This window comes from Rosistilla oblonga (assembly GCF_007751715.1).
Taxonomy (GTDB): domain Bacteria; phylum Planctomycetota; class Planctomycetia; order Pirellulales; family Pirellulaceae; genus Rosistilla; species Rosistilla oblonga.
The window spans coordinates 205,219-219,367 of sequence record NZ_CP036292.1 but is presented as its reverse complement, the minus strand read 5'-3'; the positions used below and the strand labels follow the sequence as shown (position 1 = coordinate 219,367).

At 53.8% G+C, this 14,149-nt stretch carries 8 protein-coding genes; all 8 read left to right on the top strand.

The window, feature by feature from the left end:
• Window positions 1–92: 92 nt before the first annotated feature.
• The 8 genes from CA51_RS00715 (at window position 93) to CA51_RS00680 (ending at window position 14,045) form a co-directional block, all read left to right on the top strand.
• On the top strand, window positions 93–284 hold the full coding sequence (locus CA51_RS00715) for a hypothetical protein (protein ID WP_145117237.1): 192 nt from the start codon (window positions 93–95) through the stop codon (window positions 282–284).
• Between the two features lie 21 nt (window positions 285–305).
• Window positions 306–4,124 carry a CHAT domain-containing tetratricopeptide repeat protein gene (locus CA51_RS00710; RefSeq protein WP_145117236.1) on the top strand — a complete coding sequence of 1,273 codons (3,819 nt, stop codon included), beginning with the start codon at window positions 306–308 and terminating at the stop codon, window positions 4,122–4,124.
• Window positions 4,125–4,363: 239 nt separating this feature from the next.
• Window positions 4,364–6,193 carry a caspase family protein gene (locus tag CA51_RS00705; RefSeq protein ID WP_197451497.1) on the top strand — a complete coding sequence of 610 codons (1,830 nt, stop codon included), beginning with the start codon at window positions 4,364–4,366 and terminating at the stop codon, window positions 6,191–6,193.
• Window positions 6,194–6,414: 221 nt separating this feature from the next.
• Complete coding sequence (locus CA51_RS00700; RefSeq protein WP_197451496.1) at window positions 6,415–7,806, top strand: FHA domain-containing protein; 1,392 nt, start codon at window positions 6,415–6,417, stop codon at window positions 7,804–7,806.
• 140 nt (window positions 7,807–7,946) lie between these two features.
• Window positions 7,947–9,524 (top strand): serine/threonine-protein kinase, encoded by a 1,578-nt coding sequence (locus CA51_RS00695; RefSeq protein WP_197451495.1) that lies wholly within the window; start codon window positions 7,947–7,949, stop codon window positions 9,522–9,524.
• Window positions 9,521–10,102, top strand: coding sequence for a hypothetical protein (locus CA51_RS00690; protein WP_145117232.1), 582 nt, complete (start codon window positions 9,521–9,523; stop codon window positions 10,100–10,102). The genes CA51_RS00695 and CA51_RS00690 overlap by 4 nt, the downstream gene beginning before the upstream one ends.
• Window positions 10,099–12,171, top strand: coding sequence for a tetratricopeptide repeat protein (locus CA51_RS00685; protein ID WP_145117231.1), 2,073 nt, complete (start codon window positions 10,099–10,101; stop codon window positions 12,169–12,171). Before CA51_RS00690 ends, CA51_RS00685 begins: the two co-directional genes overlap by 4 nt.
• 371 nt (window positions 12,172–12,542) lie before the next feature.
• Window positions 12,543–14,045, top strand: a complete 1,503-nt coding sequence (locus CA51_RS00680) for a S1 family peptidase (protein ID WP_145117230.1) — start codon at window positions 12,543–12,545, stop codon at window positions 14,043–14,045.
• Window positions 14,046–14,149: the final 104 nt, after the last annotated feature.

Below are 14,149 nucleotides of genomic sequence, written 5' to 3'. Positions count from 1 at the left end.
CGCTGCAAACTTCAGAACATACAAACCGCTTGTCGCCTGCAACTTGGAATACGACGTCGCAATGCGGTAACAGAAAATAGAAATCGAAAATAATGAAAACCGGACACAATATGATGCCATCTACGCAGCGGTTGATCGGAAGTTTGACACTCGTCTTCGCCGCGTTCCTGTTTACCTCTGCAGACGCCCAACCGGTGATTGGGATCGACGAAAAATCGGCCACGGCGATTCAGGAATTGATCCAGACAGCTCAACTATTTACCGCCCCCGTTCACTTCGTGTGAGATTGGAGATAGTCCATTCCGATGAACATACCGTTCCGCTTTAAGTTTTCGCTGTGGCATTTCGCCTGTGTCTTTGCTATCGCTGCGACGATGTGCCTGAACTCGACAGTCCATGCTCAGCTTCGCGAAGTAGAAAGCGAGCAAACACTGGAGACGATGCAGGGTTTAATGCAGCAGGCCCAGCAGCACCAAGTGAATGGTGAACTGGACAAGGCGATTGAAACGATGCAGCGGTTGCTCACCATGCAACGACGGATTACTGGCGGACCAAGTGTCGATACCGCTCAACTGTTAGTTATGCTGTCAGAGCTTCAGCGTCGCGTCGATGATTTTGCTGGTGCCGAGACATCGCTCACCGAAGCGTTGCAAATCATCGAACCAGCCCTCGGGGAAAATGACTGGCGAACCGCAGAAACTCGATTGCATCTCAAGGACGTGCAAATCTATCAGGAACTTACACCGAAACAACGCGAGAGCCTCAAGCAAGCGGAGGAATTGCGTCAGGAACAACGAATCTTTGAAGAGGCCGGAGACTATCTTAGAGCGATCGATTCAGGCAAGAAGGCACTTAAGATCGAGAAGTCGATACTAGGTGAGATGCATCCGCAGACTGCCGAAACGATGGAAAGGTTATCGCTTGCGTACTCGACCATCCATCACTACCAAGCCGCCGAACCACTTGCCCGCGAAGCGCTCCGTATTCGCGAGATTCTCTTTGGCGACCAACACCCTCAGTATGCCAGTTGCCTCATCACATGGGCATTACTGGCAAACAGCCGTGGCGAATACCAGGGTGCGATAACAAGCTTAGAAAAGGCGTTAGAGGTTCTCATGCAGTCTGTCGGTGAAGCCGATGCAAGCGTGCAGGAAACACTAGGCGACTTAGCACGCAATTACATGGCGATGGGACGTTTTGATGAAGCCGAAGCGTTCTACAATCAAGCGTTAACGATCACCGAAAACACGGTCGGCAAAGAGCATCCCGAGTACCAACGCATGCTCGGCGATCTTGCGATTGTTTACAGCAATCGAGGGGAATACACCAAGGCGGAAGCGGCGTACAAGGAAACGCTCGCACTCATTGAGCGAAATCAAGGCAAGCAAGATCCTAATTACGCGGCTTGCCTGAATGATTTTGCCAGGAACTATCGAACCAAGGGTGATCACGATAATGCTCGCAAACTGCTCGAAGAAACACTGCATCTGCTATCACGTGCTCGTGAAAAATCACATCCATCCTACGCTCGCGCTCTGAGCGATTTGTCCAGCCTGTGCAGGGTCGAAGGGGATTTTGAGCAAGCTGAAAAATTGTTGCAACAAGCTATCGAATTGCTAAACAGCCGAGTCGTTGGCGTGCAGCACCCGACCTACGCTACCTGTCTCGATGAATTGGCGACCTTGCGGCTCGACCAAGCGAATTTCGTCGAAGCAGAAAAGCTCTTCCAAGAGGCACTCAAAATTCGCAAACAGAGTTTTGGCGAGCATTCCGTCCATTACGCCGAGAGCCTCGACAGTCTCGCCAGCTTCTATTCAGGGATGGGGGATGGGGCCAAAGCAGCGGGGCTCTATCGGCAATCCAATGCGATCGTCCGAAAAATACTCGGTAATGAACATCCCGATAGTGTAACTAGCACATCCAATCTTGCCTCAACCTTGGCTTCCATGGGCGAAACTGAGAAGGCAGAGGCCGCATTCCAGGATGCGTTGTCTGTTTACAAACAGAACTTCGGTGAATCGCATCCAAAGTATGTGCAGGAACTTGTCCAAATCGGGCAGTTCTATCTCGATGTCGGTGAGTACGAGCAGGCGAAAACTCATTTACAACGCGCCCGCGATTTGGTCCTAGAAGTATTCGGTGACGAACACCAGCAGTATCTGAGTGTGACACGCGGTTTGGCCTTACTCGCCGCTAGGACGGGCGATTTGGAAACTGCTCAGCGATTGCTCCGGCAAGCCATTGAGACGTCAACAACCATCCTAGGAGATCAACATCCGCAAACCTTCGGATTACGATATGATCTCGCTGCGATATTCTACACTCGTAAAGACTTCGCACTCGCCGACCCACTGTTTCGAAACAGTTTGCACGCTGCACGTGCCGGGCTAGATACTGCCGCGATCATCCAATCGGAGCGTCAGCAATTGGTGATGGCCGGTAGTATCCGTTATCAATTGGACTCGTATCTCGCGATGGTCGTTGATGCTGAACAATTTCAGACGCGCGCATTTCGCGAAGTCCTCAGTTGGAAAGGTGCGACATCGGTGCGGCAACAGCAAATGCGAACCGTTGTCGACGATGAAGAACTAGCTCCGTTATTTAAAAATCTTCAGCAAACCGCCACACGTTTGGCTTCGTTGTCGCGGATCTTCCCCGACCCCAAAACTCAAGATTCGTGGAAGCGTCAAATCACAGACCTGACGGCAGAGAAAGAGCAACTCGAGGCGGAATTGAGTCAGCAAAGCGTGACGTTCCGCAATGCCCAAGATCCCGTTGCGCTGGAGGATTTGCTCACCGCACTTCCACCCGACGCAACTCTTGTGGACTTCGTTGAGTATTCACGCCCAAACCCCGATGAAATCACCAACAAAGACCATCGTTGGGTTCGGAGTTTAATAGCATTCGTGATCCGCAAGGATCAACCGATCGCATTGTTGGATCTAGGCCCGGTCGCTCCTATCAGCGAAGCAATCGACACTTGGCGACAATCGTTTGGAACTTCCCGAGACGGAGTTGCGGCGGGACAGAGCCTACGCAAAGCGATCTGGGAGCCGCTAGAAAAGCACCTCGGGATCACCGATCTTGTGTTGGTTTCCGTCGATGGCGTTTTAGGGCGACTTCCACTGCAGGCCCTGCCTGGGAAGAAGCCGGACACGTATTTGGTCGAGGACCATCGGCTCGCGTTCATTCCCGTCCCCCAACTGTTGCCCTCGTTGGTCGCTGGTCAACCTCCCGAGCAATCGACAAACAGCTTGCTTGTGATGGGCGACGTGAACTACGACGCCGAGTCGAACCAGGCAGAGAAGATCGCATTAAATTCCTTGAGCACAGCATTGGTTCGCGGATCCGATACACATTTCGCCAACCTGCCCGGAACTGTCGGCGAAATCGCGACGATTAAATCGGTCTTCAGCCAACAGGCGGATGCGAGTTCCGCAGATATCAAGTCGCTTGGTCAAGACGAAGCAACCGAGCATGCGTTTCGAGCAGCAGCGCCACAGTATCGCACGTTGCATCTGGCAACTCACGGATTCTTCGCCGCTGCGGATAAGAAATCTGCATTGGCCGGCGACGCGAAACGTAGCGACATGCAACGGCTCGCTTCGGAACGAGACCAGATCGTTCGTGGCTTTAACCCCGGATTGTTGTCGGGACTGGCGTTTAGTGGTGCCAATCGAAAACCGGAACTGGACCAAGACGATGGCATTCTCACTGCGGATGAAATCGCTGCACTGCGTTTGGATCACGTCGACCTCGTGGTCCTTTCCGCATGCGAAACGGGGCTGGGCGAAGTTGCTGGCGGCGAGGGCTTATTGGGCGTGCAGCGATCGTTTCAAGTTGCCGGTGCACGATCGACGGTCGCCAGTTTGTGGCAGGTTGGCGACGTGGCGACAAAGTTGCTGATGGAACGCTTCTATCGCAATCTATGGGAAAAGAAGATGAGCAAGCTCGACGCGCTGCGTGAGGCTCAGTTGCATCTACTAAATCACCCCGAAGAAGTCCTCGATAACGAATCGTTTCGCGGAGACCGCCGCGTCCGCCCGGCGAAAAACAAAACACACCCCAACCGCCTATCGCCCCAATTCTGGGCCGCGTTTTCACTGAGTGGAGATTGGCGATGAATCGGTTCAAGCGACTAACGCGACATTTCACAAGTTGGTTGCGCACCCTAAAACGCAATGATTTCTCGGCCGTTGGCGGCTGGGCAAGCGATCGAAGCCAAGGTCTGAAATCTGGTGACGCCAACATGTATCGATCGGGGCTGAAGAGAAAGGACTGGATCTTGCTACAGAAAATCCGTCTTGGCGCATACTCTGACACCGTCAAGTGTTACTTGTCCAACAGAAAGCAAGATATCGAGATGAGACGGATAGCACACCGTAGCTTCGCTCTCATCAGGTCGTGTGTCTGCAACGTCATCCTGCTGGCGTTGCTGGGCGGACTGCCTTGTAACGCCGACTCACGGCGCGGTGGTGTCAAACCGCTGCGTTATCGGCAACAGCATGCGGTTATCGTTGGCATCAACTACGACTCGCTCGATCCCGACGCGCAGATCGAAGTGCCGCGTCTGGAGACGGCGGAACAGGATGCCCAGGCTGTTCGCGACATGTTGGTCGATCACTACGGATTCGCTGACGCCAACGTGCATTTGCTGCTCGGCCAGGATGCCACGCTGCAAAAGATCCGCAGCCAATTCGGCTCCGCGTTCCTGGGCGATCCTTCGATCGTGCATGAAGACGACAGCGTGCTCGTTTTTTACGCCGGACATGGCGTGCGACAGCAAAGGTACAGCCAGAAAGAAGAGTCATACGTCGGGATGCTGTATCCATCGGACCTACACGTGATCGAAGGGAAAGGTGTCGATCCAGTCACCTGCTTGCGTATCGATGACATGATGCGAATGCTGCAGGACTACTGCTTGGCGAGACACAAGCTGGTAATTCTCGATAGTTGTCATTCGGGTGAGGTGTTCAACTTCCACAGCTCTCGATCGGCGGGAGTTAATCGCGGACTGCGTGAAACGTTGTTCCATGCCCCGGCTTTGCAAGCGATCGCAGCCGCCCAGGCGACACAGGTCGCAGCGGACTCTGTAGGTGCCAGCGATCATTCGCCGTTCACCAGCGTGCTGTTGGATGCGTTGAAACATGGCCCCGGTGCGGAAGAAGATCGAAGATTGTTCACCGCCAGCGAGCTCTTTGCATTTATTCCACGCCGCATTCGACAATTGGAAAACGTTCGGCAAGATCCCCGAGGCGGCTGGCTTGACGGCGAGGGGGACTTCTATTTCTTCCCCACCGGGTTGGAAGTCGGAACTGCGGAGATGCAGCTTGCAACATCCGCCATGCCCGAGCCAGTTGTGGCTACCGTCCCCGCGGGCCAATCGACAAGCGGGCGTTCCTATCGGTGGTTGTTGGTCGGTATCGCGATGTTTGTGTTCGCGGCGACTGCTTTGCTGCTGCGTCGTATGACATCGCAACCAACAACCACCTTCGCGTCGACACAGCCGCCGATCAACACCGCCCAACCCTTCCCCTTCACCCCGTCGTCGGCTGATGTGACAACTCATCCGACGACGCCGGCAGTTCCTGTTTCAGCCGAGGAAACGAAGAAGTGCCTTGTCTTTGTGGCGGGAGCTAACTGGGAAGCCCATTGTGCGTTTGGACCGGAAGCAGTTTTTGGCCGAGACCCGAATTGTTCCTTTACGCTTCCAGGAGCTTCAAGAAACGTCAGCAACCAGCACTCTCGCGTGACCATCAATCGACAGAACCAATCGATCGCACTCGAAGACTTGAACTCTCGCCACGGTACGACCGTCGACGACCAGCCCATTTCCGGGAAGCGGCAATTGAATTCGGGCGAGCATGTGGAACTGGCTAACGAAGTGCGATTGTTGTTTCAAACCGCAAACGCTGAGAAGCAGCAATTTGCTTGGTTTGCCACGGGCGAAGGAGCAGAGGAAACATCCCGTTGGTGTATCGCAAGCGAAGATCGGATGCCGCTGGCTTTGATTCTTCGCGATTGCGATCGAGCCGCATTGCCGGAAGAAGCAAAGAACTCGGGGTTTATCCTCGATTCGAAACAGGAGATTCGCTGGCGGATGAATCTGGACGAATCGAATGATGAGGGGCAATCGATAGGCGAACAACAGAATTTTCTCCTCGGTGAATTATCGATTGAGGTACACAGTTGATGTCTGCGTCCCTACCTGCCGGCGAAGCGATTTGCCCTCATTGCCAATCGGAAAACAAAGCTGACGCTGTCCGCTGCGTTCAATGCCGGAGAGTGCTGAAAATTGAGATTGGTCCTACGGCTGAACCGGAACAAGACGGCACCGACCAACCGCAAACCTGTTCTCATTGCGGCGAGACAAACCTTGCAGACGCGGTGCGATGCTCGGGTTGCCGCCGAGTTTTGCAATCGAATTATGGGCCGACCCAAGAAGGCGATCAGACACAAAGCGATGCAGCGATCGGGCCCGGCGCTAGCCCGCTGCCAGCGTTTGACATCCCTACCGTATTGCCGCCGAAGCAAGACGAACTGCCACCCGCAATCCGCAAACACCGACTGGCGTTGATGCTTGCAACGATCGTCGTGACCGGATTGCTGGGATTTGCGTTTCGCATTGACCGCACGGCTTGGTTGCAATCGTGGTCGGACGATTGCGAGCAGGCGTTCTCGAATTCCGGCGAAGCGAGTTCAACGCACTGGACCACGCTACCGTCGGGTCTCGTCGAACGCGTCAAAGTTTATCTGGTTGCGGATTCCCCCGGCGACATCCAGGTGGCGAGTGATTTGGCAAATCGTTTGCCGTTGGAAATCGTTTCCGAAGAAGCGATTGGAATCCAGCAATGGCGAGAAGCGACCTATCCGCAAATTCAAGAGAGTGGCGGCAACCATTTGAGCGTCGTGATAACAAACGACTCGGCGCAACTGCGTTTGGCCGTGCTGTACCAGATGCGAACACAGCGTCGTTTGCCCGCGTTTGAGTATGTGGCATCGCTAGGCATCATGGATCTATATGGTCCGATCTTGCTATTGTTCTCGCTCTGTTCGGCCTTCGCTTACGGCGTCGATGTTTGGAACATTCATCAGTATCGCAACCAACGCCGAATTGCGTTTTCAGGCTATCAAGCAAAACGGGCGCAATGGTTGTTTCAGGTTCAGACGCACATGGCGAGTGCCGAACAGGCAACTGCCGGTGGGGACATCGAGACCGGGAAGCATCTGGCGAACGAAGTCCTTCGCGTCGCTCCTGGCTTTCCCGACGCGGTCGCGCTGTTGACGGAACAGCAAAGCCCGTCCGATGCATCCTCCAGCGAATCGCAAACTTCGGCCAATCGACTCTTCAGTCAACTGTATCTGCAGGTTGCCGGATCCCCATACGCATACCATGCCCCGCGGAGTGCAAAAATCGTTCGGGTCGGTCGTCAGCGTCGCAAGCCGGGCCAAGGGCCCGAAGAAGGAAACGACTTTGTGATCCGGGTCCCCGGTTCCGAAGCGAAAACTCGCAAGCTCAGTCGGCAACATCTCGAAATCCACCGAATTGGAAATGACTACTTCGCAATCGACCGAAGTGCAGTGGGCACCCATCTCAACGGTCGCCGACTCTCCAACGATCAGCCCTCACTATTGGCAACCGGCGACCGACTGATGATCGGCGGCGTCTTAACCCTGGAAGTACTGATTCGCCGCGAAGAGTTCATCGGAGCCTCTGCGGTGCAAACCGAAGTTGAGATGACGCCTTACAACAATCCAGGAATTGTCGTGGACGCTTCGGTTGGTGATCTGGTCACCATTGAATAACGAGCCCACGACAAACCAAATTTGAAATCAATGACTTGAACAACTTTGACAAGGTGAACATGACTACTGCAACGATGCCCGACAAACCTGATTTGGATAACCGCGGTGCGCCCCCGCCCGAACGGAAGATTGGGCCATATATGCTTCGGCAAGAAATTGGCAAAGGGGCTCACGGAACGGTCTACCTCGCCCATCACGTCGACGCTCCCGAAACCAAGGTTGCATTAAAAGTGGTTGAAAACCGCGGCAACTTGGATCGTTTGCTGATGGAGCCGGAGATTCTGTCCAAGCTTCGGCATCCGGGAATCGTCGGACTGTTAGATTTCTTCATCGACAACGATCGATTGATTGTCGCACTGGAGTACTTGGATGGGCGAGATTTAAAAGAATACGCCGAGCAGCACGGGACGTTCAGTGCCGCTGAGGTTCGCGAGTTTCTACGTCAAATGGCGTCGGCACTTCAACATGCGCATGCGGCAGGAATCCTGCACCGCGACATCAAGCCTGCGAACATCCTGGTTATCACCTCCGATGACGGGCAACCACGCGATGTCCCACGTTTTGTGTTGACCGACTTTGGGATCAGCCGCGTCGCCGACGGAATTCAAGTTTCACGAAACACCGGCGGCACCTATCAGTTCATGGCTCCGGAGCAGTTGCGTGGACGCGCGACGACCCAATCGGACCTTTGGGCATTGGGGGTGGTGGCCTATCAAATGCTTACTGGCGATTTGCCGTTTGTCGGCGAAACCGTCAAAGAATTGGCGTCGGAAGTCTTTTACAAGACTCCGGTCCCGCTCGAAGACATACTGGGAAATTCGAACGATGATCAGCTAGCCACAATTATCTACGGGCTGTTGGAAAAGCAATTGTCCACTCGAACTGGATCTCCGGCCGAGCTTTTGAAGCTGCTGGGAGATCAATCGTCACCCTCGACCGGCGAACTGAAGCAAGGGAATGACCACAAACTGACCATCGACGACCAGACAAATCGCAAGATTCGCTTATGCACGATTGGTTGCGTGATCAGTGCGATCTTTTGGGCGGGACCACTGATGGTTCCATCGACGGTGATCGTTCTGCTGGGACTGTGGTTGTTCTATACAGGACAGCGAGCGGCGTTTTTCAAACAACAGTGGGGACGGTCGCTGATCTATACGGTGCTTGGCCTATTGACGCTCGTTCTTGGGCATCTCGTAAGTGACGCTGTTTTGCCAGCAATGCTTGCTGGACTACAAAAAGGAGGGATTCAAATCGACGACGGCACCCTTCGCATCGGAATGCTCGCATCGGTTGTTTTCTCGCTCATTTTTGTCCCACTGACCTGCTACCTCTTTTCACGAATCCGATATTTGCAACGCGGGCGTGATCTGCGGCGATCGATTACTGAAAACGCAGGCGATTCGAGCATGCAGCTCAAAATCCTGGAAACGATGGCTCAAGAACGAAGCGAAGACCTCGGTGTTCGGCAAAAGTACGCAGAGACACTTCTGGCGAATGACCAAGTAAAACAAGCGGCGGTTGAGGCCAAGTTGATGCTCGATGATGACCCTTACAACATGGAAGCTGGCATGTTGTTGGCACACAGCTATTTCGAACTACGGCTGTACCAGGAAGCCATCGGAGTCTGTGATTCGTTCCTCGCCGTCGCGGGTTACTGTTTCGAGTTTCGCGAATTGCGCGATCAGTCGGCTAACCAACTGGGAGTGCAATCATGAAATTCAACGTTAAATTTCAAATACCACGCATGTCGTTATGGAATTCGATATTTGGTAAGCGTCTGGACTTTGCCGGAAAGGGCGATGTCAACTTCCAAGAAACCGCGATCGTGGTGTGTGGCGACCTGCCCAAGTTCAGGATTCCATTCATCTCTCAATTCTACACGGCGCTTTTGACCGAACGAACAACGCGAACGGTGCCCTATGCGCGGATCACAAAGTACCGAACAACGGGACGTTGGGTGTCGCTTGGACTTCTAAAAATCCTGTTCTTGTTGCTTTGGTTCCTGGGAGTTGCCGGATTGCTTTTCGCTGGCATGGAGCAATCAAATCCAGTCCTGCAAATCGTGTTAGGGATCCTCGGCTTTGTTATCGTCCCGTTGATCATCCTGATGTTTGGACGCGCCACACACTATGTGACGTATTCGCTTCCCTCGGGAAAACAATCTCAATTCGCCTGCCGCGTCGCCCCTACGTCTAGCGAAAACATGGAAATGTTTTCTAACCGTTTGACAGAATATCAAACGGCAGCGACTGCTTTTGCACAAACCGATTCAACTGGAGCAACCACGTCATGATCCGACAACCAATCTTCGCGATCCTTTTGGCGGTGTTAAGCCAGGTCGTCACGGGAACGCTTTGCCAATTTTGTCATGCCGATGAGCGTGAGGCAGCCAACGAGATCCTTATCTTGGCTGATCGTGCACGCATCGAAAAACGCTTCGATGAAGCAGAGCCTTATGCCCTGCAAGCACTCGACGTCGCCGAGCAATTGGCCGACCCCGGCATGCTCATTGCCAATGCCAACAACATGCTGGGGCTCATCGATATCGATCGAGATCGACCTGCCGAAGCGCTAACACATTTTCAATCCGCTCTCGCGGCGCTCGAAGCTGTGAAAGACGCTTTCGATCCTAGCGTGTATGCGCCTAATCGAGACGCGATGCTGACAAGCCAGGGAATAGCGGCATATCGATCGAACAATTTTGAAGTCGCATTGGAATCTTTACAAACGCAACTCACACTGAGAATTGAAGAAGGCGGCCAGAATGACGCTCGGCTGATTACGACGCTCAATTCGCTTGTCACTGTGAATAGCGAATTGAAACAATTCGATGACGTCATCGCCAACCTTGAACAGATCATTGCGATCCAGAAGGTCGTTGCAGGACTCGAGTCTGCCGTGGTCGCGGCAGCCACTGACAGGTTGGCAACTCAGCTGGAAACTCATCGTGGACCGGCTGCTGCGCTTCCGTATCGGCAGGAATCGCTACGCTTGATTGAAAGTGCACTGGGGCCGATCCATCTAGAGGTGATCAACAGCCGATATCGGTTGGCTATCACGTTGGAGTCGGAAGAGAAATACGAAGAGGCGTTGATCGAGAACACGCTTGCGATCGAAGCCGCAGAGAAGCTGATGGGGCCGGATTCCAATAGTTACCAAAATCTCCTAACGCATCAGTTGGTCCTGTTGGAGCATCTTGAGAAGCCGGATGCTATCCAGGCGATGCAGCAGCGGATCGATCGCATCGCGTCGATTTCCAAATGGAATGAAAAGCTCGCCGAAAACGGCGAAGCAGCTCGTGCGGACAAACTGGACGAAGCGATGCAACGACTAGAGGAATTGCAGAAGGATGCAGCTGTGTTTGGTGAAGTTTCATCACCGATGGCTTCGATCAAGTTTCACGAAGCTGCCTTGCTGGGGATTGGCGATCGACCGCAAGAAGCCGCCGAAGCCATCCGTGAGGGGATCGCTATCGAACAGCAGATGCTAAGTGAAAACCATCCTAACATTGCAAAGTCATGGATGCTACTTGCTCGGTTCCAACGAGCGTTTGAACAACCCGCAGCCGCCGCGGAAAGCTATCGTGCCGGCTTGGATTCGAACGAAAAATCAGGATTCCCTGACCAGATTCTCAAGCAAGAGCTGTTGTATTCGCTGGGGATTGCGGAGACCGAACGGGGGCAAGCACTTGAGTCGATGCAGGCGTTGGACAAGTGTTATTCATTGCGGCGTGAGTTGGAACTTCCGTATGATGTTCGCGATGCAGATATTGGGAATCGCTTCGGGGTGTATCACGCCAATGTCTCTGGCCCAGCCAAAGCATTAACGTTTCTTAATCGCGCCCGCGAAATCTTGCTCGAAGTGGCCCCAGACCACGCTCTACTGGGCACCGTCAACGCTAACATCGCGACGATGAACGAAGCACTCGCAAACCAGGCAACCACAGAAGAATCCAGTGGCGTCATGCCCGACGTCGCAGCGATGGCACCCGCTGAGCCCACTCCCCCAGCGTTGCCATCTGCCACAAGCGATGCGATGCTGGATGAGAGCGCGTCTGGGAATGCATCAGCAAGCGGTCGCGATTGGTTTTGGCTCGTGATCTTCTGCATCGTCGCAGCCTACTACGCCGAGAAAAGAGGATACTCGTTGTTCCTGTGGGTGTTCCTAACACTCACTACCAGCATCATCGTCGCCCTTTCGGTGCTGGCAATCTTACCGAACCGAAAGTTGCAAAAACGTCGCAATAAAGAACTCCGACAGTTAGAGAAACTGCTTGCGACCACGACGGCGGTTGCAAGTCCGGCTACGCCAGGGGCAGTTGCTCTGGACGTATCGATTGGCGACCAGATTACTCAAAACTAAAGACGATTCGATAACTGTCAGTAGATCGGATTCGACACTCCGATCAAAAACGTAATGATTGCGAAACTCGCCATCACACGCTTGTAAGCCCACGAGCCACTTTGCTTCCGGCACTCAGGAACGGGAGTGGCTCGCAGGAAAGGTTGCAGAGGCGATCTGCAGCAATTCGAAACTAAGTATTCAAACCGCCGTCTATCGACTTCGGCTTGAATTCGGAACCATTAGATGCGGCTGAAGCCCGCCGTACGACAATCGATGCTGATCCGTCCTGATACCGTTCAGGCGAAGCATTTGAAGTGCCTTGCAATCCGGCGGGCTAAGTCGCGTTCAGACGAACGCATTCCCCATCACTACCTTTGGAGACCGACACCATGAAAAAAGTCAGCTGGAAGAAGAACCTCGCTTTAATGTCGCTTGCGGCGTTGATGTCGACATCGACGACGAGTGCAAACGAGGAGACGGGGAAGCCCGTATCGTTGCCGGTGCATGCCGATCAAGCGTTGGCCGCGTTGCAACCGGGCTCCGGACCGATCGATCTGAATGCAAAACCGATTCCCAAGGGCTTGGGCGCACTGCTCGGTCAAGCGAGTCGTGGCCCCGCGGCAAGCGTGTTTCCAAAGATCGCTCCCTCCGTCGTTGTTGTACGTGCGGGAGGCGGTTACGGGACGGGATTCATCGTCGATTCCGACGGTTGGATCCTGACCAACAACCACGTGATCGAATCGGCCGGAATCGATATCGGCACGGCTAGCCGATATGCATTTATCCACTTCGGCGACTTGGAAGATGGGATGATGACGCTAAACCAGCAGGCCTCTCCGGCGCTGGTTTATGCAGCGAGCCCCGAGAAGGATCTGGCGCTTCTGAAACTGCTGGCTGTCCCCGAGGGACGAGAACTGAAACCGATCGCGTTCGCCGCGAAAAACGCAACTCCTGGAACCGACTGCATCACCATCGGGCATCCGAAGCGAGGCGTATTTTGGTCTGTGCGTAGCGGTGAAGTTGTCGGTATCGCCAAGTACCCTCACGATATGATCGACACGGTCATGACGCAGATGGTGATGGCCTCCGATGCCAAGCAATCGTTTGCCAAATCGCTCAGCCAAAGCCGACCGCGGAAGGCGTTGCTTTCGACTTGTGGAATTAATCCAGGCGACTCTGGCGGCCCGTTGCTGAACAACGACGGCGAATTGGTTGCGGTAAACTTTGCGATCCCGACAAGCGAAAAGGACTCACAGGTCAACCTAGACAAGTTCAGCTACCACGTGCATCTGGACGAAGTCAAGGAATTCACAGCAAACCGACCTGAAAAGTCGGAAGTCTTCCAACCAAACTATTGGCCCCCCGCCGCGACTAGCGACTTCTTGGACGTGGACGATGACGACGTCTACGAAACCTGGCGTTTTTCAATCGACGATGAAACTCCATTCACCGGAGTTGTCGTCGACTTGGACAGCGACACTCCCGCAAATTTCATCGAGGACTACAAGGCTGGTAAACAGGATCGGAAGCAATTCGAGTGCGAGTTCGCCCTTGCTCTCATGCCTAACAATCGCGTCTTTTACGATCGCGATAACGATGGCGAATTCGACCTGATTTTGACCGACGTCGATGAAAACGGATTCAGCGATCTAACCATTGCCAAAAATTCAAACGGATGGGAAAAGATCGACTCGAAGGAACAACGGATGTTCGACCCGACGGTCTTCCAAGACGCCAAGCTTCAGGAACGGTTTAAGGTCTTGGTAATGTCCCAAACAAAAAATCCCGCAGGAACAGCACCCGACGCACAGCCGCAGGAAGAAGCGAAGCCGGAAACAGAGGCTTCGCCAGCGGACTCCGCTCCTGCGGAGGCTGCTGATTCCAAGAAGTGATCCGAAGCAGTCTCTGAATGTCGCCTTGGTAACAGACGTCGCCTGATGCTACGCGCGTCAGGCGGATGAGATCCAAAGAGCCGCTGCGTCCCATCGCGTTAACG